Genomic DNA, 24940 nt, shown 5'->3' on the forward strand with positions numbered 1-24940 from the left:
GGGAGGCGGTCACGTGCTGGCGGCTACCAGTCGCTGCGTGACGGGGTGAGCGGGCGCGGCGATGATGCGCTCCGTTGGCCCTTCCTCGACGATCCGGCCGTCATCCATCACCAGAATGCGATGGCACAGCCGCCGTGCCGCGGCGAGGTCGTGGCTGATCATCAGCAGGGCGAGACCGCGCGTGCGCTGTAATCGCTCGAGCAGCGCAAGCACCCGGCCGGCGACCAGCACGTCCAGCGCCGAAGTGGCCTCGTCGAGCAGCAGCAGCTCCGGATCGGCCACGATGGCGCGTGCTATCGCCACGCGCTGCGCCTGACCGCCCGAGAGGACATTGGGCCGGCGATCGGCATAGCCCGTATCCAGCTCGACCTCGCCGAGCGCTCGCATGACCCGGTCGCGGCGCGCGGCGGCGTCGAGTTCCGGGCGCAGATGGTGGAGAGGTTCCGCGACTATGTCCGCGACCTGCCAGCGCGGATCGAGGCTCGCTACAGGATCCTGGAAGACCGGCTGGATCAGTCGGCGCAGGAGCGGCGTCATGCGCGTTCGCGACGGCAACGGTGTGCCGCGCCAGTCCACCGTCCCATGATCGGCGGGCCCAATGCGCGCAACGGCACGGGCCAGCGTGGATTTGCCCGAACCCGATCCGCCGACCAGCGCGACGGCTTCGCCCTCAGCGATGCTAAGCGCGGCATTTTCGACCGCGACGGCACGGCCGCGCCGCCAGCCGGGGCGCGGGAAGGAGACGCGGACGTCCCGCGCAGCCAGCAGCGTTTCGCCGGGCGCCGGCAGCGCCGGTGCAGGATCGTCGAGACGAGGCGTAGCGGCGAGCAGCGCGCGGGTATAGGCGCTGGCTGGCGCTGCCAGCAACTGGGCCGCCGCGCCGCTCTCCTCCACCCGGCCCTGATTGAGCACGACGATTCGATCGGCGTGATCGGCCACGGATGCGAGATCGTGGCTGACCAGCAGCAGCGCAAGTCCTTCCTCGCGCCGCAGCCGCGTCAGCAGCGCCATCATCTCGCCGCGCAATATGGCGTCCAGCGCGCTGGTCGGCTCGTCGGCCACCAGCAGCCGCGGGCGGTGTGCGATCGCCATGGCAATCAGCACGCGCTGGCGCTGTCCGCCGGAGAGGCGGTGGGGATGGTGGTGCAGTCGTTCCTCCGGCCGATCGAGCCCGACGCGCGCCAACGCCGCCGTGAGTTCCCCTCGACCGGGGCGGGGGGCGCCCGCTTGCATCCAAGCCTCCGCAAGCTGCGCACCGATCGTCAGATGCGGTGTCAGCGCGGTCAACGGCTGCTGGAAGATGAAGCCCGCTGCGCGGGCGCGGATTCCGGCCAGCGCGCGTTCCGGCCGGCCGATAAGTTCTTCGCCGATCAACCTCGCAGAGCCGGTGGCGCGCATCGGCGTGAGGCCGAAGGGGGTGAGGCAGGTGAGGCTCTTGCCGGAGCCCGATCCGCCGATCAGCGCGACGCATTCGCCGCGCGCGATCGCGAAGCCGACATCCTGCACCAGCGGCGTCTCGCCATGGAAGATGCGCAGCCTCTCGACCGCATAGACGGTCATGCGCCCACCTGATCGCGCAGCCGTTCGCCGGCGAGGGTGAGGCAGACGAGGATCGCGACCAGCAGCAGTCCGGGGACGAGCAGGGCGTGCGGCGCGATGTCCATGTCGTCCGCGCCATCCTTGACGAGGATGCCGAGCGAGGTCAGCGGCTCTTGCACACCGAGGCCGAGGAATGAGAGGAAACTTTCCACCATCACCACCTGCGGCACGGTGAGCAGGAGATAGGCGAGTGCGATGCCGGCGAGATTGGGCAGCACATGGCCTATGACGATCCGCACCGGCCGCGCGCCCGCGGCCTCCGCGGCGATGACGAAGGGACGTTCGCGCAGGGCCAGTACCTGGCCGCGCACGACGCGCGCCATGGTCAGCCACTCTACCGCACCGATTCCGAGGAAGACGAGCAGGATGGATCGGCCGAACAGCACCATCAGCAGGATCACGACGAACATGAAGGGCAGGGCATAGAGCGCATCGACGATGCGCATCATCGCCTCGTCCGTCCGTCCGCCGATCCAGCCCGCCGCCGCGCCCCACGCGACGCCGATGACGAGCGCGACCAGTGCCGCTGCGGCGGCGACCGCCAGAGTGACGCGGGTGCCGACAAGCGTGCGGGCGAGCAGGTCGCGCCCGACGCTGTCGGTGCCGAGCAGGTGGCCGGGGCTGAGCGGCGGCGCCCGCACCGCGCTCCAGTCGATCGCATCGTAGCGCCAGGGCAGGGCGGCGGGGCCGGCCAGCGCGGCGAGCAGGACCAGCGCGAGCAGGACCAGCGGCACGCGCGCCCTCATGCCCGGATCCTCGGATCGAGCCAGCCGTAAAGCAGGTCGGCGAACAGGTTGAAGAGGATGATCAGCCCGGCGTAGAGCGTCACCACCCCGAGCACGAGCGGATAGTCCCGGTTGAGCGCGCCCTGCACGAAATAGCGGCCGAGCCCGGGCAGGGCGAACACCGTCTCGATCACGACCGCGCCGGTCAGCAGGCCGGCGGCGGCCGGACCGAGATAGGAGGCGACGGGCAGCAGCGCCGGGCGGAGCGCATGGCGGATGAGGATACGGGCCGGGGAGAGGCCGCGCGCGCGGGCGCTACGGATATGATCCTGGCCGAGCACGCCGGCGAGGCCGGCGCGGGAGAGCTTGGCTACGGCACCCGCGACCGGCAAGGCGAGGGCGATCACCGGCAGGACGAGATGCGCCGGATCGCCGTCCGCCCAGCCGGAGACGGGAAGCCAACCCATGCCGAGGCCGAAGACGAGAACGAGCAGGGGGCCGGTGACGAAGCTGGGCAGCGCGGTGAGCAGGGTGGCTGCAAGCATCAGCAGCGCATCGGGCCAGCGCCCGGGCCATGCCGCGGCGGCGAGCCCGGCCGCGAGGCCGAGACCAAGCGCGACGAGCAGGGCGAGCGCGCCGAGCGTCAGCGAGACCGGCAGGCCCTGCCGGACGAGATCGGTGACCGTGAAATCGCGGTAGACCAGCGAGGGGCCGAAATCGCCCCGGGCGAGGCGGCCGACATAAAGCACGGCCTGTTCGGGAAGTGGCTTGTCCAGTCCGTAGCTGCGCTCCAGCGCGGCGCGGGTGGCGGGATCGAGCGGCCTCTCGCCGTCGAACGGCCCCCCCGGCGCGATACGCATCAGCAGGAAGGACAGGAGGATCACCGCCGCCAACGTCGGCAGCGCGGTGAACAGGCGGCGTATGATCAGGCGGAGCATGCTGCCAGCCGGTCTGGGATCAAGTTTGCATTAGCAATCGCTTCATCCTCGCCCAAAGGGGGAGGGGAACCACGCATAGCGCGATGGAGGGGCGAGTCGCCCTCAAACAGCGTTGTGCATGCCGTTAGCGGGGCCCCCCACCATGCTACGCATGCGGTCGAGCGAGATTGTGTCCCCCCGGACACAATCTTCGCGCTGGGAGCATGCCAAAGCTCGAACGCCCTCTCCCTTCGAGGGAGGATGAGGGCTTCCGCCGATCGCCGATCACTGCGGCGTGGAAACCGTCGCTTCCGGAGCGTTGTTGCCGGCAGGGGCGGAGAGGATGTCCTTTGTCACGGCGCCCTTGTCGACGACCGCCGTGTCGGGATCGCCGACATTCGAGCGGATGCCGGTGGCGGCGTTTTGGGCGCCCGCCTGGTTCAGGATCGCATTCTCGCCGGCACCGCGGGGCGCCTGGCCGCCGAACATCGCCTGCAGTGCCTGGGTGGAGCTATCCGCCTCTTGCGGACGCGGCGCCCCCGGCTTGGGTGGATTGAGCGCATAATCGGGCGGGATCACCAGCGGCGCGCGACGCCCGACGGCGAATTCGTCCAGCCCCGAGCGGCCGAACACGCCCTTCTTGCCGCCGCCGCAGCCGGTCAGCGCAAGGGCCCCCGCTACAAGGGCCAAACCCAAAACCGCCTTACGCATGCAAATCCTCCGCCGGGCCGGGCTTCTGGCGAGTCAGCAGCGCACGCAGAAGCAGAAGCAGGACGCCGATGGTAATGGCAGCATCGGCGACATTGAAGACCAAAAAGGGATGGATGTCCCCGAAATGCAGATCGAGGAAATCGACCACGAAGCCGAAGCGCAGCCGGTCGAGGATATTGCCCAGCGCCCCGCCGAGCACGAGACCGAGCGCGAACGCATCTCCACGCACCTTCTCCCGCCACAACCAGACGAGCACGCCCGTCGCGATCGCCGCTGTGAGGCCGACCAGCAGCCAGCGGCCGAGCGGCGTAGTCGCGGTCAGGAAACCCATTGAGACGCCATGATTTCCGACCCAGCTGAGCTGGAAGATCGGCAGCAGCTCGATCGTGCCGCGGAATGGCAGTTGAAGATGCTCGACGACCAGCCACTTCACGAGCTGGTCGACGAAGAAGACGAAGCCAGCGGTGGCGAGGCCAAGGGTGCGGCCGTTCATGATTGTGCTCCCGTCATCCCAGTGAAAGCTGGGATCGCTCTCGACAAGCGAACGGCATGAGGGAGTAGGCGACCCCAGCTTCCGCTGGGGTGACGGCGAAGGTTGACCTCGGGATTACCCATGCACGGCGCCTTCGCAGCGGTTGCACAGTGCGCCGTCCTGCTTCACCTCGCGCAGATGGCGCCAGCAGCGGCCGCACTTCTCATATTCGGTCTTGCGCGCCTCGATGCGGACCCAGTCCTCGGCATCCAGCGGCAGATCGCCGAGCTGCTGGGTCACGGCGGGATCGCCGTCGCAGACTTCGACCTTGGCGGTGATGGCGAGTTCGGCGAAATCGACGCCGTTCAGCAGCTCGGTATAGGCGGGGTGGTAGCTCAGCACCGTCAGATCCGCCTCCAGGCTGGATCCGACGATCTTCTCGCGCCGCATCGGCTCGATCTCGCGCGTCGCCTGGCCGCGCACCGAGCGCAACCGCCGCCAGCGCTGATCGAGCGCGGCGTCGTCCCAGGCAGTGTCGATCGCGGGCCATTCGAGCAGGTGGACGCTGCCGCCCTCGGGGAAGCGCGTGCCCCACACCTCTTCCGCGGTGAAGCAGAGGATCGGCGCGGCGTAGCGGACCAGCGCGTGGAACAGCATGTCGAGCACGGTGCGATAGGCGCGCCGCGTCGGCGCGTCGGGCGCGTCGCAGTAGAGGCTGTCCTTGCGGATATCGAAGAAGAAGGCGGAGAGATCGTTGTTGCAGAAATCGGTCAGCGCCCGCGCATAGCGGTTGAACTCGAATGCCGCGGTCGCTTCGCGCAGTTCCTCGTCCAGCTTCGCCAGCAGGTTGAGGATGTACCGCTCCAGCTCCGGCATCGCCGCCGGCGCCACCCGTTCCTCCTCGCCGAAGCCGTCGAGCGCGCCGAGCAGGTAGCGGAAGGTGTTGCGCAGCTTGCGATAGGCGTCCGAGGTGCCGGCGAGGATCTCCTTGCCGATGCGGACATCCTCGAAATAGTCGGTCGAGGCGACCCACAGGCGCAGGATGTCGGCGCCGCTTTCATTGATGATCTTGAGCGGATCGACGACATTGCCGAGCGACTTGGACATTTTGCGGCCCTGGCCGTCGAGTGCGAAGCCGTGGGTCAGCACCGCGTCATAGGGCGCGCGGCCGCGCGTTCCGGCGCTTTCGAGCAGCGAGGACTGGAACCAGCCGCGATGCTGGTCGGAGCCTTCGAGATAGAGGTTGGCACGGGTGCCGGCGCCGTAGCGTGCCTCGATCACGAAGGCGTGGGTCGAGCCGCTGTCGAACCAGACGTCGAGAATGTCGGTGACGGCCTCATAGTCCGCCGCGGCATAACTGGGGCCGAGCAGCGCCTGATGGTCGGCGGTGAACCAGGCGTCGGCGCCGCCGGCCTTGAACGCCTCGACGATGCGGGCATTGACCGTCGGATCGCGCAGATACTCGCCGGTCTTGCGGTTGACGTAGAGCGCGATCGGCACGCCCCAGGCGCGCTGGCGGCTGATCACCCAGTCGGGGCGCCCCTCCACCATCGCGTGGATGCGGTTGCGGCCCTTTTCGGGCACCCAGCGCGTCCGCTCGATCGCATCCAGCGCGATCTCGCGCAAGGTCGGCGCGTTGGACTGCTGGCTGGCGAGGATCGCTTCCTCCTCCGCACAGCGCGGCGCGGCGCTGTCCGCCACCGGCTTGTCCATCGGGATGAACCATTGCGGCGTGCAGCGGAAGATCACCTTCGCCTTGGAGCGCCAGCTGTGCGGATAGCTATGCTTATAGTCGGCGCTGGCGGCGAGCAGCGCGCCCGCCTCGCGCAGGTCCGTGCAGATCGGGCCTTCGGGCGCGTTGAGCTTGGGCGCGATCACCGAGCCTTGGCCGCCCATCCATGCCCAGTCGTCGCGGTAGAAGCCGCTGTCGGTCACCGCGAAAACGGGATCGATGCCATGCGCCTTGCACAGCAGGAAATCGTCCTCGCCATGATCGGGCGCCATATGGACGAGGCCGGTGCCGGTGTCGGTGGTGACGAAATCGCCGGGCAGGAAGGGGCGGGGCTTGGCGAAGAAGCCGCCTTTGGCGTGCATCGGGTGACGCGCGACCGTGCCGGCAAGGTCTACGCCCCTAACAGCGAGAGGAACCCGATCCGAATCGCGATCTCGAGACTCGAAAGTGCTTTCATCGATATCGATCGTGACACCGCGAGCACCGAGAGCGGACAGGTCGAGTTTTGCAAGCTGCTGTTCAAGCCGCTCCTTGAAGGGCTTCACCAGATCGTGAGCTATCAACATCCGCTCGGCGAGCAATCCGGAGCTTACTAGATGACGATCGACGGCGACACGAACATCTTCTGGATTCCTGCCGTCAAGAACGTCGACGACATCCAAATTGAGAACCAAAACGACGTAGATAACATCCGGCCCATAGGCGATCGCTTGGTTGACCGGGATCGTCCAGGGCGTCGTCGTCCAGATCACCGCATGGGCGCCGACCAGCTCGGGGATCGGGCTCTCGACGATCTCGAACGCCACGTCGATCTGGGTGGACGTGATGTCCTCATATTCCACCTCGGCCTCGGCCAGGGCGGTCTTCTCGACCGGGCTCCACATCACTGGTTTGGCGCCGCGGTAGAGCTGGCCGCTCTCGGCGAATTTCAGGAGCTCGCCGACGATCGCCGCCTCGGCGTCATATTTCATGGTGAGATAGGGATCGTCCCAGTCACCCATCACGCCGAGCCGCTTGAACTGCTCGCGCTGCACGTCGACCCATTTCTCGGCATAGGCGCGGCATTCGGCGCGGAACAGGACGGGGTCGACCTCGTCCTTGTTCAGCTTCTTGGCGCGGTATTGCTCCTCCACCTTCCATTCGATCGGCAGGCCGTGGCAGTCCCAGCCGGGCACATAGGGCGCATCCTTGCCGAGCAGCGACTGGCTGCGGACGATGATGTCCTTCAGCACCTTGTTCATCGCATGGCCCATGTGGATGTCGCCATTGGCGTAGGGCGGGCCATCGTGGAGGATGAAGCGCTCGCGTCCTGCGCGGGCGGTACGCAGTGTGCCGTAGAGATCGTCTGCGGCCCATTTGGCGAGGATCGCCGGCTCCTTCTGCGCCAGGCCGGCCTTCATCGGAAAGTCGGTCCTGGGCAGGAAGACGGTGCTGCGCCAGTCTTGTGTGTTGGGCTGGTCGGCCATGATGTTCTCAGGCGTTCTGGGACATGGCGGCGAGGCGGCGGCGCGCCTCGTCGCAATCATGGCCGATCTGGGCGATGAGCGCGTCGAACCCGTCGAAACGCGCCTCGGGGCGGATATAGCTGGACAGCTCGACCTCGATCACCTGATCGTAGAGATCGCCGGTGAAATCGAAGAAATGCGGCTCGAGCAGCTCCTTGGGCACGTCGAACTGCGGGCGGACGCCGAGATTGGCCGCGCCGTCCAGCGTGCGCCCGTCCGGCAGATGGCCGCGCACCGCATAGACGCCATAGGCGGCCCGCAGATAGTTGCCGAGCGCCAAATTGGCGGTGGGGAAGCCCCAGGTGCGGCCGATCTTGTCGCCCTGCTGCACCACCGCCTGAACCGCGAAGGGGCGGGTGAGCAGGCGGGCCGCCTCGTCACAATCACCGATCTTCAGCGCGTTGCGGATGCGGCTGGAGGAAATCGGGCCCTGATCGTCGCAGACCGGGGGTACGGCCTCGGTGCCGATGCCATATTTGACGCCGAGCGATTCGAGGACCGAGACATTGCCCTCGCGGCCCTTGCTGAACGTATAGTCCTCGCCGGTCACGACGAAGGAGGCGCCGGTCAGATCGACCAGCAGGTCGCGCACGAATTCCTCGGCGGAAAGCGCTGCGAGATCGGCGTCGAAGCGGAAGATCAGCATCGCATCCGCGCCGGCCGACGCGAACAGGCGTGATCGCTGCTCGACGTTGGTGAGCGCAAAGGGCGGCGAATCGGGTTTGAAGAAGCGTACAGGATGCGGATCGAAGGTGGCCACCATCACCGGCCTGCCGTCCTTGCGGGCCTGCTCCACGGCTCGCGCCACCACGGCCTGATGGCCCTGGTGGAAGCCGTCGAAATTGCCCAGCGCCAGCACGCTTCCGCGCAGGTGATCGGGTACGCGCGCACCGCCCGTCAGTCTTTCCATGGCGCGCCTATAGGAAAGGCCGGCGCCGCGGGCAATCAGCGCGTGCGCGCAAGTGTCACGAAATCGAAATCGGATCCGCCCATCTCGCGATGCGAAACACGCCAGCCGGCGCCGAGCGGGGGCATTTTGGTATCGCCCTCGACGATGCGGTGCACCTCGGTGAGCTCGATCCGGTCGGCGCGGTCCATGAACAGGGCGTAGATTTCCGCGCCGCCTATGACGGCGATCTCGTCCACGGCGCCGGCCAGCGCGATCGCAGCCTCCACGTCATGCGCCACCTCGGCACCCGGCGCGGACCAGCTGCGGTCCCGCGTCAGCACGATGTGCCGCCGCCCGGGCAGGGGTTTGGGAAAGCTCTCGAAGGTGCGGCGGCCCATCAGCATCGGCTTGCCCATGGTCCGCTTCTTGAAATGCTTGAGATCCTCGGGAAGGTGCCACGGCAGGGCGCCATCCCGGCCGATGATGCCATTGTCGGAGCGGGCGACGTAGAAGACGATTTCCGGGCTGTTCATGGTTTCTCGTCTCCCCAGCGAAAGCGGGGGCCGCCTGCGACCGGCATCCGGCTCGTGGTGGGGAGTGATCCCAGCTTTCGCTCGGATGACGGCTTGAGGCTCACACCGCCACCGGCGCGGCGATATGCGGGTGCGGTTCGTAGCCGAGTATCTCGAAATCCTCATATTCATAGCCGTCGATCGTGTCGGGCCGGCGCAGGATATGGAGGCGGGGCAGGGGTCTCGGTTCGCGGGCGAGCTGCAGCCGGGCCTGGTCGAGATGGTTGGAATAAAGGTGGCAGTCGCCGCCGGTCCAGACGAACTCGCCCGGCTCCAGATCGCATTGCTGGGCGAGGATGTACGTAAGCAGCGCATAGCTCGCGATGTTGAACGGCACGCCCAGGAATACGTCGCAGCTGCGCTGATAGAGCTGCAGGCTGAGGCGGCCATTGGCGACATAGGTCTGGAACAGGAGATGGCAGGGCGGCAGCGCCATGGTCGGCACGTCCGCCGGATTCCAGGCCGAGACGATCTGGCGACGCGAATCGGGGCGGTTGCGAATCATCGCGATCAGATCGGCGATCTGGTCGATATGGCGTCCGTCCGGCGATACCCAGTCGCGCCACTGCTTGCCGTAAACGGGGCCGAGATCGCCATTCTCGTCGGCCCATTCGTCCCAGATGCTGACCTTGCGGTCCTTCAGCCAGCCGATGTTGGTGTCGCCGCGCAGGAACCAGAGCAACTCGATGATGATCGAGCGCAGATGCAGCTTCTTGGTGGTGACCAGCGGAAAGCCCTTGGCCAGATCGAAGCGCATCTGATGGCCGAAGACGCTCAGCGTGCCGGTGCCGGTGCGGTCGGTCTGCGCCACGCCCTCGTCGAGGATGCGGCGCATGAGATCGAGATAGGGCTGCATGATCGCACTTATGGCGATTGGTCCGGCGATCGCCAAGGGCTGCGCTGAGCGCCGTTGCACGGCGGCATCGGTTGCCAAAGGCTTTACCAATAATTTTTGGGCGGATTGAACCTGTTGGAGGGCACGAACGTTTCCGACGTAAAGGGTGTATGAGGGGCTTTCGTTGAGCGTTTTGCCGCGACGGGAGGAGCGGAGCGACGGGCAGGGCTTGCGCCGTGGCCTTGCGCGCATGTTCATCGCGGGCGCCATCGGTCTTGCCGCATGGCCAGCATTAGCCAATCCGCTTGTCCAGGAAGGCTGGGAATGCGTGCCCTTCGCGCGCGCCATTTCCGGCATTCAACTCTATGGCGACGCCTGGACATGGTGGGAGAAGGCGCGTGGCCTCTATGCCGAAGGCCGGCGGCCCGAGCAGGGCGCGGTGCTGGTGTTCAAGCCGCATGGCGTGATGAGCAAGGGCCACCTCGCCGTGGTCAGCCGCATCGTCACCAAGCGCGTGGTGATGGTCACTCACGCCAACTGGTCCCGGATCGGCGGCGTGCGGGGCAGGGCCGAACAGGACGTGACGGTGATCGATGCATCGGCAAACAACGACTGGAGCCTGGTGCGTGTCTGGTATCGCGACAATACCGGCCTTGGTGGCACCACCTATCCGACCTATGGCTTCATCTATGGCCGCCCGGTCGACGGATCCAAGGCTCCGCTTGCCCGGCCGGCGCCGCAGCTCACCGGATCGTCGCCCGACTATGTCGGCGCGATGATCGATTCGGTCGGCTGATATCGGCCCGCGGCGCTCACGCGAAATCCGTGGCGGATGCGTCAGCATCACCGAGATCGCATATGATGCCCCGACAATGGCTGGGAACGGCGTCGGGTCTCAGTTCGCTTCGGTAGCCGCGTTGCTTTCTTCGGACGGCGCGGTCGGAGGGGGCGGTGCCGGTGCCCGGCAGGGGACGATCGCCTTCGGCTCCGGACGGGCACCGCTTGCCTCGTAAAGGGCGATATAGCTGTCCTGAGGCATTTTTTCCCTGGCGACGCGGCGATAGCCGACCGCCGCCATTTCGCAGTCGAGCAGGACGGGCGGCGTACCGTGCTTGGTGGTCGGCCGATCGGCATCGACCACGACGACGCGTCCGTCGGGGCGCAGCGCCGGGCGCATCCGCCACAGGAATTCGTAGGGCGAACTGATCTCATGATACATGTGGACCATGAAGATCCGGTCGAAGCTCGCCTCGGGCAGCATCGGATCGGAGGGTTCGCCGAGCTTGACGCTGACATTGTCGAGCGCCTCGCGCGTCACGCGATCGGCCAGCTTGTCGCGCACCGCGGGCACGACGTCCTCCGCCAGCACGCGCCCCTGCGCACCGACGCGGGCGGCGAGGCGCACGGTATAATAGCCCTCGCCGGCGCCGATATCGGCGACCGTCATGCCGTGCCGAATGCCCGCCCGATCCATCACCATCGATGCTTCGCGCAACCGGTCGCGCGCTTCCTCGGTGGACCAGGCGCTGGCGACGATCGGCGCGACGGGGCGTGCAGCCTGCGGAAAGTCGCTGGACTTGGGGCCGTCGTCCTGTGCGTGCGGGGCGCACGCGCCAAGCGCGAGCAGCATCGTCAGCGCGGCAAGGCCCCCCTGGCGCATGGTTATTCGACGTCCTCCACGTCCACCTTCTCTCCGGTCACCCGCTGCGACAGCGCGGCCGCCATGAAGGGATCGAGCGCACCGTCGAGCACGTCCGACGGCGAAGTGGAGGTGACGCCGGTGCGCAGATCCTTCACCAGCTGGTAGGGCTGCAGCACATAGCTGCGGATCTGGTGGCCCCAGCCGATATCGGTCTTGGTGGCGTTGACCGCATTCGCCTCGGCCTCGCGCTTCTGCAGCTCATGCTCGTAGAGGCGGGCGCGCAGCTGCTTATAGGCTTCGGCGCGATTCTTGTGTTGCGAACGCTGATTCTGGCAGGCGACGACGATGTTGGTCGGCAGGTGGGTGATGCGCACGGCCGAATCGGTCGTGTTGATATGCTGGCCGCCCGCGCCGGACGAACGATAGGTGTCGATGCGCAGGTCGCTCTCGTTGATCTCGATCTCGATCTCGTCGTCGATCTCGGGATAGACCCAGACGCTGGCGAAGCTGGTGTGGCGGCGCGCCGAGCTGTCATAGGGCGAGATGCGCACCAGACGATGAACGCCGCTCTCGGTCTTGGCATAGCCATAGGCGTTCTCGCCGCGTACCATCATGGTGGCCGACTTGATGCCGGCTTGCTCGCCGGCATGATAGTCGATCAGCTCCACCTTCATGCCGTGCCGTTCGGCCCAGCGCGTGTACATGCGCTGAAGCATCTCCGCCCAATCCTGGCTCTCGGTGCCGCCCGCGCCGGCGTTCACCTCGATATAGGTGTTGTTGCCGTCAGCCTCGCCGGCGAGCAGCGCGGAAACCTTGTCCTTCTCGGCCTTTTCGGCGAGCGTGGCGAGCGAGCCGACGGCATCGTCGACCATCGCGTTGTCGCCTTCGGCCTCGGCCATCTCCATCAGCTCGACCGTGTCGTTGAGCTCGGTCTCGATCGCACGCGTGGCCGCGATCGCCTCGTCGAGACGGCGGCGTTCGCGCATCACGTTCTGCGCTTCCTTGGGATTGTCCCAAAGCTTCGGATCCTCGACCCGGGCGTTCAACTCGTCCAGCCTCCGCAGTGCGCGGTCCCAGTCGAGGAAACGACGGAGCAGAGCGAGCGCGGCCTTGATCTGGTCGACATGGGCTTGCGCTTCGGCGCGCATGGGAATTCTCCAGTTTCTCTGTTTGGTCATTCCGGCGGAGGCGGGTTCCATATGCTCTGCCGCGGGCCCCTGGATCAGGGGGCTGGAGAATATGGCGTCCCGCCTCCGCGGGATCGACAATGCCGCTTGCGCGGGAATGACGCTTGGCGGCGGATTAGTAAATCCCGCCCTGCCTTTGCAAGAAATCACTATCGCTCTGGCGGTTCGAGGTCGCCGCCTTGGCGGCGGGACGTGCGTCGATCTCGTCCTTGCGGATCGTGCGGCGTGGCTCGCTCTCGGGCTTGAACGCCTCCCAGATCACTGGGGACTTGGGGTCGCTCGTCGGCCAGCTCCCGAAAACACGACGGCCGCTATGGCGGTCGATGCGGACCATGCGGATGCCAGACGCGGCCTTGAAGGGCACGACCGGCATGTCCTTCATCGCGATCTTGGCGAACTGCTTGAAGATCGGCGCGGCGAGCGTGCCGCCTTGCGCGTAGCCGCCGAGTGGGCGGGGATGATCATAGCCCATGTAGACGCCCGCGACGAGATCTGCGGATCCGCCGACGAACCAGACGTTGGTGGGCCCGGATGTGGTGCCGGTCTTGCCGAACAAGGGGCGGCCGAGATCGCGCAGCACCGTCGCCGTGCCGCGCTGGACGACGCCTTCGAGGATATGGACGACCTGGTAGGCGGTCATCGGATCCATCGCCTGTCGTGTGCGCAGCGGCGGCCGCGGCATCGGCTTGCCGTCCCAGTCGGGCAGGTTACAGCGATCGCAGGGGCGGGTATCGGCGCGGAAGATGGTCTTGCCGTCACGGTCCTGGATGAGGTCGATCAGGGTCGGCTTCAGCTCCTTGCCGCCGTTGACCAGCATCGAATAGCCGTTGGTGATGCGTTCCACCGTGGTCTCGCCGGCACCGAGCGCGATGGCGAGCACCGCGGGATAATCACCGACTCCCATCGCCTTTGCGGTCTTCACGACCTTGTCCATGCCGGTCTGGCTGGCGGCGCGTACCGTCATCAGGTTGCGGGATTGCTCCACGCCCCAGCGCATCGTCTGCGGGCCGGCATAGCCGCCCGAGAAATTGCGGAAGCATTTGTTGCCCAGCCGCGCCGATTGATAGACGCAGAACGGCCCGTCGACGATGATCGAGGCCGGCGTCATGCCATTGTCCAGCGCGGCGGCATAAACGAAGGGCTTGAACGTCGACCCCGGCTGGCGGAGCGCCTGAGTGGCGCGGTTGAACGAGGCGCCGCGCGAATCGAAGCCGCCCTGCATCGCGAGGATCTGACCGGTGTGCGGATTTTCCGCGATCATGCCGCCCGAGATCGCCGGAATGGTGCGCAGCGACCAAGCGCCGCCATCCTTCTTCACGACGAGCACGTCGCCCGGCTTGATCGCGTCGAATGCGGTGCCGCCGACGCCGGCGCGCGGCATGGACGCGTTGCCTGCCAGAAGCTGGCCGGTGCTACCGTCCTCGAAGCCGAGCGTTGCGCTGCCGCCGCTTTTCTGCAGCACCGCCGCGGCCAGCCAGTCTTCATAGCCGGTGCCGGCATTGAGCGCGATCAGGCGCGTCCGCCAGCCTTCGCCGGGATCGATCTCGCCGATCGGGCCGTGCCAGCCCTTGCCGTGATCATAGCGCACCAGCCCGTCCCGCAGCGCATTTTCGAGCGCCGACTGGATGCGCGGATCCAGCGACGTGCGCACCCACAGGCCACCGGAATAGACGCTGTGCGGCCCGTCCTTCGCATCCTCGCCATATTGGGCGATCAGCTCGCGGCGCACCTCTTCGAGGAAATAGCCGCCGGTATCGTTGACGTCGCGTGCGACCTGGGCACGCGGCACGATGCCCAGCGGCGCGGCCGCCGCATCGGTGCGTTGCGCCTGGGTGATGAACCCGTTCTGCGCCATTTCACCCAGCACCCAATTGCGCCGCGCCAGCGCCCGATCGGCATTGCGCTCGGGCGTGTAGTTGGACGGCGCCTTGGGCAGGATCGCCAGATAGGCGCATTCGGGCAGGGTGAGCTGATCGACATCCTTGTTGAAATAGGCGCGCGCCGCGGACTGCACGCCATAGGCATTGCGGCCCAGGAATATCTGGTTGAGATAGAGTTCCAGTATCTGCTGCTTGCTCAGCGTCGCCTCGATGCGGCGGGCGAGGATCGCCTCGCGGATCTTCCGGCTCACCGAATATTCGTTCCCGACCAGCAGATTTTTTGCAACCTGCTGGGTGATGGTGGAGCCGCCCCGCGCGCGCTGGCCCGATCCAAGCTTCGATACATAGTCGAACACGGCGCCGGCGAGGCCCGGATAGTCGATGCCGCCGTGGCTGAAGAAGGTCTTGTCTTCGGCCGAGATGAATGCGTGGACGAGCTGCGGCGGAAATTCGTCATAGGCCAGCTCGACACGGCGTTCGCGCGCGAAGGTGCCGACCGGCGTACCGTCATAGCCGCGCACATTGGTCGGCAGCGGCGGCTGGTAAGTGAGCAGCGTATCCGCCGATGGCAGGCCGCGCGCGACGAAGAACCAGAGAGCGAGCCAGCCGAAAAAGGCGATGCCGGCGATGCCGAGCATGACCTTGCCCCAGCGCGAAGCGCCGAAGCGCCGAAGCCAGGCGAGCGCGCCGCCCGCGTCCCGGCGAAGTCGGAGGGTGAAGCTGCTGTCCGCCGGGCTGTTCATGACCGGGGGGTCTCTAGCACGTCCTGCCGGGCATTCCAGCGAAAGCTCTCACCGGCCGCGGCGATCCGGAGGTGACGTAGCACGGGCGGCCGCACGCCGCGCACGGCCGGTCGGGTCAGCGACCCGAAGCCAGCCGTTTGGCGAAATGCGTCTCGATCGCGCGGCGAACGCCCTCGGCGATCGCCCGCTGCCCCGGACGCGAGAAGAGGAATTGCGCGTCGCCGATATTGGTCATGTAGCCGGTCTCGAACAGCACGGAGGGCGTGTCCGCGGCCTTCAGGACGCGAAAGCCGGCGAAGCGGTGCGCGTCCGAGCGGAAGGAGACGGCGCTGGAAGTCTCTCGTTGCAGCAGGCTTGCGAACTGGGCCGAGACGTTCATCGTCTCGCGCTGGCTGAGATCGAGAAGGATGGATTGGACGTCGCTGCTTTCCGCACCCAGATCGACGCCGTTGATGATGTCGGACTTGTTTTCCGCCGCCGCCAGCCGGGCGGCCTCCTTGTCCGACGCGACGTCGGAAAGGGTGTAGACGGTTGCGCCATGCGCGTCCGGATTGGGTGCGCTGTCGGCGTGGATGGAAATGAACAGATCCGCTTTCAGCCGCCGCGCGACCGCCACGCGTTCCGGCAGCGGCAGGAAGGTGTCGTCGTCGCGGGTCAGCGCCACGCGCACGCGGCCGGATTTGACCAGTTCGTCGCGGATCGCCTTGGCGATGGCGAGTGTCGCCGCCTTCTCCTGGCGCTGACCGAAGACCGAGATGCTGCCCGGATCGTGGCCGCCATGGCCGGCATCGATCACCACCAGCGGCCGGTTGGAGGCGCGCGTCCCCGTCACGGGCGGCAGTGGAGTCTGATCGATCGGCACCGGCGGATCCAGTGGGATGCTGACGCTGTTCTTGTCTCCGCCCTTGGGCGGGCGGGCGCGGAATGCATATTGGTCGCCCCGATCGGATGGATTGTCGGCGGCGCGGTCATAGACCTGGCGCGCGCCGACCCGGGCGGCGCTGGTGAAGGCGACCTGGGTGACCGGGCGCAGGCCGAGCGTCAGCGAGCGTCGATCGGACGACAGCGCCCCGCCGGTGACGATCGCCGGCGCCGACAGATCGAACACGACGCGGGCGGTGCCATTGCTGAACTGGCCTTGTCGCGCACGCGTGACGGGGCCGTTCAATGCTGCCGCGGCGGCGCGCCCTGGCGAGGCGCCGGCAACATCGACGGCGATCCGGCGCGGTCCGTCGAGCAGGAAGGCCGAAGCGCCATCGACCGGCCCGTCGAAGTTGAGCACGATATGGCTGGCGGATACCCGCACGTTGCTGATCGCGGTTGCGTCCACCGGCGGCGCAGCGAAAAGTGTGGCGAAAAGCGCAAGCGTAAGCGACATGACGCCACATTGCCGCGCCCGGCGCCCGCCGGTCCAGTTAAAATACATGTAAGACCTACCCCGCACAGACTGCCCTACCGAGGCAAGAGGTAGGACGTGCGGTTCAAATTAAGGTAAATCATTAAGGCTAATGACACATTAACCATTTGGAGGGCCGAGGCCGTCGAGGTTATGCGCGGTGCATTGCCAGTGAGACGGGCAGGTGCTAGCACCTTGTTACCGGACGGGGCGTTCATAGATAGATGTCGCGACACACCGCCCGGCAAAGGCGCCGGTACGTTCATGTGCCGGACTTCTAGGTTGACGCTGCATGATCCATTTCCGTCCGAGCCCCGATCGCACGCGAGTATCTCGCGGCGCATGGGCACGGAGCTTTACCCCGCCGCACCGCTGCGGGGATGGGCATGCGGCAGAGGCACATTTCGCACACATTACACGAACCGGGGCGACCGCCGCTTTCCCAGACGGGAACGCGCCGCCCTTCATCAATTGCGCGCGCCACTCTTCCGTGAGCGAGAGGGCGCGCGTCCGGAGATATAAGAATGAACACGCGCATGCTGATCGACGCGCGCCACCGGGAAGAAACCCGGGTGGCCGTCGTCAAAGGGAATCGCATCGAAGAATTTGATTTCGAATCCGCCGAACGCAAACAACTCAAGGGCAATATCTACCTTGCAAAGGTGACCCGCGTCGAACCGTCGCTGCAAGCGGCGTTCGTCGATTATGGCGGCAACCGCCACGGCTTCCTGGCGTTCAGCGAAATCCATCCCGACTATTATCAGATCCCCAAGGAAGATCGCGACGCGCTGCTGCGCGAAGAGGCCGAGCACGCCGCAGAGGAAGAGGCGCTTCGCGCGCGCGAGGAGGAAGCCGAGGACGCTCTGGATGAGGGCGAGCCCGACGAAGACGAGGCCTCCATCGAACGTTATGAAGATGACGGCGGCCACGAGACGCGCGAAGAGCTGGAGGATCAAGGCATCCCCGCACCGCGCGAATCCGTGAATGGCGCCGGCGGCGACGACAACGCCGTCGAGAATCTGCGCCAGCGCCGCATGAACCTGCGCCGCCGCTACAAGATCCAGGACGTGATCCGTCGCCGCCAGGTGCTGCTCGTCCAGGTCGTCAAGGAGGAGCGTGGCAACAAGGGCGCGGCGCTGACCACCTATCTGAGCCTGGCTGGCCGCTATTGCGTGCTGATGCCCAACACGTCGCACGGCGGCGGCATCAGCCGGAAGATTTCGAACGCGGCCGACCGCAAGCGGCTTAAGTCGATCATGGCCGAGCTGAACCTGCCCCGCACCATGGGCTGCATCGTGCGGACCGCCGGCCTCCAGCGGACGAAGACCGAGATCAAGCGGGACTTCGACTATCTCGCCCGGTTATGGGACGAAATACGCGAGACGACGCTGCAATCCTCCGCTCCCGCGCTGATCTACGGCGACAGCGACCTGATCAAGCGGGCGATCCGCGACATCTACAATCGCGATATCGACGATGTGATCGTCGAGGGCGAGGAAGGCTATCGCCTCGCGCGCAGCTTCATGAAGCTGCTGATGCCGAGCCATGCCAAGAAGGTCCGCGCCTATGCCGACGCCGTGCCGCTGTTCCAGCGTTTCGGCGTCGAGGATCAGCTCGCCGCGATGTACCAGCCGCTCGTGCAGCTCAAGTCGGGCGGCTACCTGGTCATAAACCCGACCGAGGCGCTGGTTTCGATCGACATCAACTCGGGCCGCTCCACGCGCGAGCATAATATCGAGCAGACCGCGACCGCGACCAATCTCGAAGCTGCGCAGGAAATCGCGCGCCAGCTGCGGCTGCGCGACATGGCCGGCCTTATCGTCATCGACTTCATCGACATGGAGAACAACTCCAACATCCGCAAGGTCGAGAAGGCGATGAAGGAGGCGCTGAAGAACGATCGCGCCCGCATCCAGGTCGGCCGCATCTCCAGCTTCGGCCTGTTCGAGATGAGCCGCCAGCGGCTGCGCACCGGCGTTCTCGAAGCGTCTACCCGGCAATGCCCGCATTGCGAAGGTACCGGCCTGATCCGCACCGCTTCGTCGGCTGGCCTTTCCGCGTTGCGCATGCTGGAGGAGGAGGCCGCCCGTGGGCGCGCCAGCCGTCTCACGCTGCGCGCGGGCCAGGAAGCCGCGATCTATGTGCTCAACCGTAAGCGTGACGAACTCGCCGAGATCGAGGATCGCTACGGCGTGATGATCGAGGTGCTGCCGGATGCCGGACTGGAGGGCGCGCGGATGGCCGTGGAGGCCGGCGGCCCGCCGCCCGCGCATCCGCCCAAGATCGCACCTATCGCGCTGATCGAAGCCGAGGACGACGCCGACATCCCGGACGAGGAGGATGAGGAGGAGATCGAGGAGACTCCCGAGACCGAAACGGCGGAGGTCCGCGAGGCCGGCGAAGAACGCGGCGGTGGCCGCCGTCGCCGTCGCCGTCGTCGTCGGGGCGGGCGCCGCGAGGAAAACGAGGCTCCCGCGGAGGGCGCCGAGACGGATGATGTCGGCGAAGAGGAAGCCGGCGAGGACGAGGCGGAGGCTGTCGAGGCCGAAACCGAAGTCGTTGCCGAAGGCGAGACTGTCGCTGCCGACAAGGACGAAGGAGGTGCGCGGCGGCGCAGCCGCCGTGGCCGTCGTGGCGGACGCCGCCGCAACGGCGAAGGCGTGGAGACCGGCGAGTCGACTGAAGGTGGCGACGGCGAGGAAGCGGTAGCCGAAGTGTCTGCGGAGACGGTGACGAAAGCGGTTCCGGAGCCTGCGGCAGAGCCGGTCGCCGAAGCGGCCGAGGCTTCGCCGGAGGTCGAAGCCAAGCCGAAGGCGCGCCGCCGTCCGCGCGCTCGCAAGGCCGAAGCGGCCGAGCCAGCGTCCGAATCCGAGCCCGTTGTTGAGGCCGTGGCCGCGCCCGTGGAGGAGCCGGCGGCCGAGCCGGCGCCGAAGCCGAAACGGACCCGCGCCCGCAAGGCTGCCGCACCGGTAGAGGCGCCTGCAGAGGCGGCAGAAGCCGCTGTGACGGAAGCGGCGGCCGAACCAGCGCCGAAGCCGAAGCGGACGCGTGCACGAAAGGCTGCGGCGCCTGCCGCAGCCGAACCGGTCGCGACCGAAGAGGCCGCCGCGCCTGCCGAGCCCGAGCCCGCCGAGGCTGCCGCACCGGCAGCGGAAGCCGAAGAGGGTGCGCCGCGACGCGGCTGGTGGCAGCGCACCTTCGGGAACTAAGCCCGTCGATGCTTCAGCCGCGCGACGTGCCATCATGTTGAGTCGGCCGAAATGCCTTTGCCCGCGCCTCGGTGCGGAAGGCGTTTCGGCCGCGACGGCAGGCGGGATGCTTTCATCGCCCGTTCACCGCATCGCGGCGATGGTGATGCCATGATGCGCGCGCTGTTTGCCCGATCGCGGGCATTGCAAGTCTGGCAGCGCCGGCTCCGCGCCTTTCCGCGGATGCTGGCGCTGCTGCTTTTGTCCTTCGCGCTGGTGATCCAGCCGGCAGCGGCGCAGTCCGTTTTGCGCGATGCGGAGACCGAGGCACTGTTCGCCGACATGGCGCGTCCGCTGGTGATCGCGGCTGGCCTTCAGCCGGGCAACGTCAAGGTCGTTCTGCTTCAGGATCCGGAGATCAACGCCTTCGTCGCGGGTGGCCAGACCGTCTATCTCCAGTCCGGCCTGATCGACGCAGCCGACAATATCGATCAGGTGCAGGGCGTCGTCGCGCACGAGATCGGCCATATCACCGGCGGCCACGTGATCCGCTTCAATGAGGGCGCGAAGGTGGCCACCGGCATCACCATCCTGTCGTTGCTGCTGGGCGCGGCGGTGATGGCGGCCGGCGGCGGCGAGGCGGGCATGGGCATGATGATGGCCGGCCAGCAGGCGGCGATGGGCAAGTTCCTCGCCTTCAGCCGCACGCAGGAATCGAGCGCGGATGCTGCCGGCGCGAGCTTCCTCGAAAAGGCGCATATCTCGGGCAAGGGCATGCTCGATTTCTTCGGCAAGCTGCGCAAGGACGAGTATCGCCTTTCTTCAAGCTATACCGACATCGATCCCTATGCGCAGACCCACCCGCTTTCGGCGGATCGTATCGAGGCGCTGAGCGGCACGCTGAAATCCTCGCCCTGGTGGAACGCGAAGACCGATCCCGTGCTGGAGGCGCGCTTTCAGCGGGTGAAGGCCAAGCTTTCCGGATATGTGAATGATCCGGACGTCACTTTGCGCAAATATCCCGAGAGCGACCAGAGCATTCCGGCCATCTATGCGCGCGCCTATGCCTGGCATAAGTCGGCCTATCCCGACAAAGCGGTGGCCGAGGCGGACAAGTTGATCGCCGTCGCGCCGCATGATCCCTATTTCCTCGAGCTCAAGGGCCAGATCCTGCTCGAATCGGGCAAGCCCAAGGATGCCGTTCCGGTGCTGCGCGAGGCGGTGCAGCGATCGGGCAATCAGCCGCTGATCTCCAGCCTGTTCGGCCATGCCCTTATCGCGACCGAGGATCCGGCCAACTATGCCGAGGCCAAGCAGATCTTGAAGGTGGCTGTCGCGCGCGATCACGACAATCCCTTCGCCTGGTATCAGCTTGGCGTCATCTATGCCCAGCAGGGCGACATGTCCCGCGCCGCGCTCGCCACTGCGGAGCGCTACAGCCTGGAAGGGCGGAGCAATCTGGCGCTGCCCAATGCCGAGCTGGCGCTCCGCAACCTGCCGCAGGGATCGCCCGACTGGATCCGGGCGCAAGATATCGCGCTTGCCTCGCGCAACGAGATGCAGGGGAAGAAGAAACGCTGATGACTGAGCCGAGCGAGTGGCGTCCGCTTCCGGGGCATGCGGCGCATGACGATGAGGAGTCCCGGATCGCGCCCGCCTCTGGGCTTGCGGCGGAGCAGGGCGTGGAAGAGAGACCGGCGCAGGGCATGGCATGGCGCGAGCGGCTGGCGACGTTGATCGCGGCCGGCGTGGCGTTCTTCGTGGCTATCTGGAATCGTTTGCGCGCGTTCGCGAGCGAGGTGGCGGATCGTTTCAACGATTTCACGTCTACACTGATCGTGAAGAAGCAGCCGCCGGTCGCTCCGACCTGGCAAGCCGCATCGCCGCGAGCAAAGGCGTCGGAGCCGGCCAGGGCAGAGCCGGTTCCTCTGCCGCTGCGCGAGACGTCGCCGATCGCCCGCGAGGCGATGCCCATGCCGGCGCCGATGCCGCCCGCGCCGTCCGTGGTCGCTCCGCCGTTCCCGCCGTCTGTGATCCAGCGCGAACTGGCGTTCGAGCCCGATGTGGCCCCTGCGGGCAAAAGCGCGCATGAAGCCGAGTTTGAGAACCGGCCTTATTATGGGGTACCGCCGGGCTATCCCGTCCATCCGCGGCCTGAGCTGCTGCTGACGAAAAAGAGTTCACGTTTTCGGATCATCTGGTCCGATCCCAAATCGGGCGAGCCGCTGCTTGGCCGGGTTACAGCGCCGCTCTGGGCGGCGAGCGACTGGATGGAGGCGCGCTTGCGCGGATTACGCTGGCTGGAAGACCGTCGTTCGCGCATCGTTGCAGCCGGCGCAGGCCTGCTCGTCGGCGCGTCCGCCATAGCGCTGGCGACCGTGCCGGGCAGTAGCGGGACCACCGTGGCGCTGGCGCCTGCCGGCGATCCCAAGCAGGCCGCGCTGGAACAGGCGATCCACGATTATATCCTCAACCATCCCGAGATCATTCCCGAGGCGATGGAGCGGCTGCGGGCCAAGGAGATGGCCAAGACCATCGGCGAGAACCGCGCCGCGATCGAGACGCCTTTCGCCGGTGCCTGGGCGGGCGCCAAGGACGGGGACGTCACGCTGATCGAGTTCTCGGACTATTCCTGTGGCTATTGCCGCGCGAGCGTCGCGGACGTCGACAAGCTGCTGGCCGAGGACAAGCGGCTTAAGGTGGTCTGGCGCGAGATCCCGATTCTCGGCGACAAGAGCGAGCAGGCCGCGCGGCTGGGCCTTTCCGCCGCCCGCCAGGGCCGCTTCCTGGATTTTCACCGGCTGATGTACGCTACAGGCGTGCCGGACAAGCTCAGCATGGAAAAGGTGCAGAATACGGTCGGCATGGATCCGGCAAAGACGGCCAAGGACATCGTCGATCCCGCCGTCCAAAGCGAACTGGACCATAATGTCGACCTCGCCCGCACGCTGGGCATCTCGGGCACGCCGACCTTCATCATCGGCGATCGACTGCTTTCCGGCGCGGTCGGCTATGCTGCGCTCAAGCAGGCGATCGAGGACGCGCGCGCGAAGAAGGGTTGAGACTGCGGTCCTCCCCGGGCGCGGGGAGGATCAGCCAAGCTACCGTCCGCCGTCGATGTCGAACAGGCCGGCGAGCTGCTCGACCATCGTGCCGCCGAGCTGCTCGGCGTCCATGATCGTCACCGCGCGCTGATAATAGCGGGTGACGTCGTGGCCGATGCCGATCGCGATCAGCTCGACCGGCGAGCGGTTCTCGATCCAGTGGATCACCTGGCGGAGATGCTTCTCCAGATAGCTGCCCGAATTGACCGACAGCGTCGAATCGTCGACCGGTGCCCCGTCCGAGATCACCATCAGGATCTTGCGGTCCTCCGGCCGGCCGATCATCCGATTGTGCGCCCAGAGCAGCGCCTCGCCGTCGATATTCTCCTTGAGCAGCCCCTCGCGCATCATCAGGCCGAGCGACTTGCGTGCGCGCCGCCACGGCTCATCGGCCTTCTTGTAGACGATGTGCCGGAGGTCGTTGAGCCGGCCGGGGGAGGGTGGGCGGCCCTCCGCCAGCCATTTCTCTCGGGATTGGCCTCCCTTCCAGGCGCGTGTTGTGAAGCCCAATATCTCGGTCTTGACGCCGCACCGCTCCAGCGTGCGGGCGAGGATGTCCGCGCTGATCGCCGCGATCGAAATTGGCCGGCCGCGCATGGAGCCCGAATTGTCGAGCAGCAGCGTCACCACCGTGTCGCGGAAATCGGTATCCCGCTCCACCTTGTAGGACAGCGAATGGCCCGGGCTGACGACGACGCGCGCGAGCCGCGCGGCATCGAGCAGGCCTTCCTCCTGGTCGAAATCCCAGCTCCGGTTCTGCTGCGCCATCAGGCGGCGCTGCAGCCGGTTGGCGAGCTTGGTGACGGCGCCTTGGAGGTGGACGAGCTGCTGATCGAGATAGGCGCGCAGGCGCGTCAGCTCTTCCTCGTCGCATAGTTCGTCGGCGGCGATCACCTCGTCGAAGGCGCTGGTATAGGCCTTGTAGTCGAAATTCGGGGTGAGATCGGAAAAGGGCCGGTTGGGGCGAACGGGGATCATCCCCTCCTCGCCTTCGTCGCCGAGATCGCTGTCCGTGTCGGACATCGCATCCTGATCGGCCTGGCGGGATTCACCCTGATCCTCGCCCTCCTCGTCGGCTTCGGCGCGGGTTTCTACCTGGCTGTCGGAGGCGCCGGCATCGCTGCCGTCCTCCTGATCCTCGCCCTCGTCGCTTTCGTCCTGCTCCGGGCCGTCCGCCTCATCGCCGCCTTCCGGATCCTGTTCGGGCAGCATCTGGCCGTCGATCAGCTCGAGATCCTCGAGCAATTGCGTGGCGAGCTTGGCAAAGGCCCGCTGATCGTCGATCGAATAGGCGAGGGCGTCGAGATCGGCGCCGGCTTTCTCCTCAATCCAGTCGCGCACGAAGGAAAGGCCGTTCTGGGCGATGGCGGGCGGCGCGTCGCCGGTCAGCCGCTCGCGCACCATCAAGGCGATGGCGGAGGACAGGGGCACTTCGTCGCGGCTGCGCGCGCGGGTCAGCGGATCGGATTTGAGCCTGAGCGCCAGCGCGTGGCCGAGGTTGGCGCGCACGCCCGCCATGGCGCGAGAGCCGATTGCCTCGATACGCGCCTGCTCGACCGCGTCGAACACCGCGCGCGCCACCGCATCGCCAGGCGCGCCGCGGGCGTGCAGCCCGGCGTCGTGATGGCGCAGGCGCAAGGCGAAGCTGTCCGCGAAACCGCGCGCCTCGGCCACCTGGTCGGCGGGCAGCGCACGTCCCGGCATCGGCACCTTGAAGGATTTGCCGGCCGCGGCCGGCGCATCGGCGGTGAAGCCCAGCTCCACCTCGGCGTCGTGCGCCATTGCGCGCGCGGTGCCGCCCAGCACGGCGCGGAAGGCTTCGATCGGGGACTGCTCAGCCATG

At 66.9% G+C, this 24940-nt stretch carries 18 protein-coding genes; 4 read left to right on the top strand and 14 right to left on the bottom strand.

The genetic code is table 11. From position 1 onward, the window contains the following. Positions 1–9: 9 nt before the first annotated feature. From GQY20_RS03265 to GQY20_RS03305, 9 genes are all read right to left on the bottom strand, one after another. Positions 10–1560 (bottom strand): ATP-binding cassette domain-containing protein, encoded by a 1551-nt coding sequence (locus GQY20_RS03265; protein WP_157215587.1) that lies wholly within the window; start codon positions 1558–1560, stop codon positions 10–12. Then, entirely contained in the window at positions 1557–2345 is a 789-nt protein-coding gene (locus tag GQY20_RS03270) for an ABC transporter permease (RefSeq protein WP_157215588.1), read from the bottom strand. The genes GQY20_RS03265 and GQY20_RS03270 overlap by 4 nt, the downstream gene beginning before the upstream one ends. Next, on the bottom strand, positions 2342–3262 hold the full coding sequence (locus GQY20_RS03275; protein WP_157215589.1) for an ABC transporter permease: 921 nt from the start codon (positions 3260–3262) through the stop codon (positions 2342–2344). Before GQY20_RS03275 ends, GQY20_RS03270 begins: the two co-directional genes overlap by 4 nt. Positions 3263–3526: 264 nt before the next feature. Further along, positions 3527–3952: a DUF3035 domain-containing protein gene (locus GQY20_RS03280; RefSeq protein ID WP_157215590.1), complete on the bottom strand. Its 426-nt coding sequence runs from the start codon at positions 3950–3952 to the stop codon at positions 3527–3529. Then, positions 3945–4445 carry a signal peptidase II gene (gene lspA, locus GQY20_RS03285; protein WP_157215591.1) on the bottom strand — a complete coding sequence of 167 codons (501 nt, stop codon included), beginning with the start codon at positions 4443–4445 and terminating at the stop codon, positions 3945–3947. Before lspA ends, GQY20_RS03280 begins: the two co-directional genes overlap by 8 nt. A 114-nt stretch (positions 4446–4559) precedes the next feature. Further along, positions 4560–7622 carry an isoleucine--tRNA ligase gene (locus GQY20_RS03290; protein WP_157215592.1) on the bottom strand — a complete coding sequence of 1021 codons (3063 nt, stop codon included), beginning with the start codon at positions 7620–7622 and terminating at the stop codon, positions 4560–4562. A gap of 7 nt (positions 7623–7629) precedes the next feature. Then, a complete protein-coding gene (locus tag GQY20_RS03295) occupies positions 7630–8571 on the bottom strand; it encodes a bifunctional riboflavin kinase/FAD synthetase (protein WP_157215593.1) in 942 nt (313 codons plus the stop codon). A 35-nt stretch (positions 8572–8606) separates the two neighbouring features. Then, complete coding sequence (locus GQY20_RS03300; protein WP_157215594.1) at positions 8607–9083, bottom strand: dihydrofolate reductase; 477 nt, start codon at positions 9081–9083, stop codon at positions 8607–8609. 100 nt (positions 9084–9183) lie between these two features. Then, entirely contained in the window at positions 9184–9978 is a 795-nt protein-coding gene (locus GQY20_RS03305; RefSeq protein ID WP_157216138.1) for a thymidylate synthase, read from the bottom strand. A 163-nt stretch (positions 9979–10141) separates the two neighbouring features. On the opposite strand from GQY20_RS03305, the gene GQY20_RS03310 reads away from it, so the two are divergent. Next, entirely contained in the window at positions 10142–10753 is a 612-nt protein-coding gene (locus GQY20_RS03310) for a CHAP domain-containing protein (protein ID WP_232475863.1), read from the top strand. A gap of 99 nt (positions 10754–10852) precedes the next feature. Here GQY20_RS03310 and GQY20_RS03315 read toward each other — a convergent pair whose 3' ends face one another. The 4 genes from GQY20_RS03315 to GQY20_RS03330 all read right to left on the bottom strand — a co-directional run bounded on the left by GQY20_RS03315 (position 10853) and on the right by GQY20_RS03330 (position 16835). Further along, complete coding sequence (locus GQY20_RS03315) at positions 10853–11617, bottom strand: class I SAM-dependent methyltransferase (RefSeq protein ID WP_157215595.1); 765 nt, start codon at positions 11615–11617, stop codon at positions 10853–10855. 2 nt (positions 11618–11619) lie between these two features. Beyond that, positions 11620–12747: a peptide chain release factor 2 gene (prfB, locus tag GQY20_RS03320; RefSeq protein WP_157215596.1), complete on the bottom strand. Its 1128-nt coding sequence runs from the start codon at positions 12745–12747 to the stop codon at positions 11620–11622. A 154-nt stretch (positions 12748–12901) separates the two neighbouring features. Then, the gene (locus GQY20_RS03325; protein WP_157215597.1) at positions 12902–15409 is read right to left on the bottom strand and encodes a penicillin-binding protein 1A; all 2508 of its coding nucleotides are present in this window, start codon (positions 15407–15409) and stop codon (positions 12902–12904) included. A 115-nt stretch (positions 15410–15524) separates the two neighbouring features. Further along, positions 15525–16835 (bottom strand): N-acetylmuramoyl-L-alanine amidase, encoded by a 1311-nt coding sequence (locus tag GQY20_RS03330; RefSeq protein WP_157215598.1) that lies wholly within the window; start codon positions 16833–16835, stop codon positions 15525–15527. Positions 16836–17329: 494 nt separating this feature from the next. Here GQY20_RS03330 and GQY20_RS03335 point away from each other — a divergent pair, with 494 nt between their 5' ends. The 3 genes from GQY20_RS03335 to GQY20_RS32430 all read left to right on the top strand — a co-directional run bounded on the left by GQY20_RS03335 (position 17330) and on the right by GQY20_RS32430 (position 23055). Continuing rightward, positions 17330–20014 (top strand): Rne/Rng family ribonuclease, encoded by a 2685-nt coding sequence (locus tag GQY20_RS03335; RefSeq protein ID WP_198350819.1) that lies wholly within the window; start codon positions 17330–17332, stop codon positions 20012–20014. Positions 20015–20167: 153 nt separating this feature from the next. Further along, positions 20168–21574, top strand: coding sequence for a M48 family metalloprotease (locus GQY20_RS03340; protein ID WP_456298459.1), 1407 nt, complete (start codon positions 20168–20170; stop codon positions 21572–21574). Further along, complete coding sequence (locus GQY20_RS32430; protein WP_232475865.1) at positions 21574–23055, top strand: DsbA family protein; 1482 nt, start codon at positions 21574–21576, stop codon at positions 23053–23055. The genes GQY20_RS03340 and GQY20_RS32430 overlap by 1 nt, the downstream gene beginning before the upstream one ends. 39 nt (positions 23056–23094) lie before the next feature. On the opposite strand, the gene cobT is transcribed toward GQY20_RS32430, so the two are convergent. Beyond that, positions 23095–24939, bottom strand: a complete 1845-nt coding sequence (gene cobT, locus GQY20_RS03350) for a cobaltochelatase subunit CobT (protein WP_157215599.1) — start codon at positions 24937–24939, stop codon at positions 23095–23097. Between the last annotated feature and the right edge of the window lies 1 nt (position 24940).

Origin of the sequence: Flavisphingomonas formosensis (assembly GCF_009755815.1) — a bacterium.
In the GTDB taxonomy this organism is placed as follows: domain Bacteria; phylum Pseudomonadota; class Alphaproteobacteria; order Sphingomonadales; family Sphingomonadaceae; genus Flavisphingomonas; species Flavisphingomonas formosensis.

Bases quoted from the DNA above. Each gene is read 5' to 3' on its own strand.
- GQY20_RS03300 (WP_157215594.1), bottom strand. From the start codon at position 9,083: ATGAACAGCCCGGAAATCGTCTTCTACGTCGCCCGCTCCGACAATGGC.
- GQY20_RS03340 (WP_456298459.1), top strand. From the start codon at position 20,168: ATGCGCGCGCTGTTTGCCCGATCGCGGGCATTGCAAGTCTGGCAGCGC.
- GQY20_RS03280 (WP_157215590.1), bottom strand. From the start codon at position 3,952: ATGCGTAAGGCGGTTTTGGGTTTGGCCCTTGTAGCGGGGGCCCTTGCG.
- prfB (WP_157215596.1), bottom strand. From the start codon at position 12,747: ATGCGCGCCGAAGCGCAAGCCCATGTCGACCAGATCAAGGCCGCGCTC.
- GQY20_RS03290 (WP_157215592.1), bottom strand. From the start codon at position 7,622: ATGGCCGACCAGCCCAACACACAAGACTGGCGCAGCACCGTCTTCCTG.
- GQY20_RS03275 (WP_157215589.1), bottom strand. From the start codon at position 3,262: ATGCTCCGCCTGATCATACGCCGCCTGTTCACCGCGCTGCCGACGTTG.
- GQY20_RS03325 (WP_157215597.1), bottom strand. From the start codon at position 15,409: ATGAACAGCCCGGCGGACAGCAGCTTCACCCTCCGACTTCGCCGGGAC.
- GQY20_RS03315 (WP_157215595.1), bottom strand. From the start codon at position 11,617: ATGCGCCAGGGGGGCCTTGCCGCGCTGACGATGCTGCTCGCGCTTGGC.
- cobT (WP_157215599.1), bottom strand. From the start codon at position 24,939: ATGGCTGAGCAGTCCCCGATCGAAGCCTTCCGCGCCGTGCTGGGCGGC.
- GQY20_RS03335 (WP_198350819.1), top strand. From the start codon at position 17,330: ATGAACACGCGCATGCTGATCGACGCGCGCCACCGGGAAGAAACCCGG.
- GQY20_RS03270 (WP_157215588.1), bottom strand. From the start codon at position 2,345: ATGAGGGCGCGCGTGCCGCTGGTCCTGCTCGCGCTGGTCCTGCTCGCC.
- GQY20_RS03265 (WP_157215587.1), bottom strand. From the start codon at position 1,560: ATGACCGTCTATGCGGTCGAGAGGCTGCGCATCTTCCATGGCGAGACG.
- GQY20_RS03330 (WP_157215598.1), bottom strand. From the start codon at position 16,835: ATGTATTTTAACTGGACCGGCGGGCGCCGGGCGCGGCAATGTGGCGTC.
- GQY20_RS03295 (WP_157215593.1), bottom strand. From the start codon at position 8,571: ATGGAAAGACTGACGGGCGGTGCGCGCGTACCCGATCACCTGCGCGGA.
- GQY20_RS03305 (WP_157216138.1), bottom strand. From the start codon at position 9,978: ATGCAGCCCTATCTCGATCTCATGCGCCGCATCCTCGACGAGGGCGTG.
- GQY20_RS32430 (WP_232475865.1), top strand. From the start codon at position 21,574: ATGACTGAGCCGAGCGAGTGGCGTCCGCTTCCGGGGCATGCGGCGCAT.
- lspA (WP_157215591.1), bottom strand. From the start codon at position 4,445: ATGAACGGCCGCACCCTTGGCCTCGCCACCGCTGGCTTCGTCTTCTTC.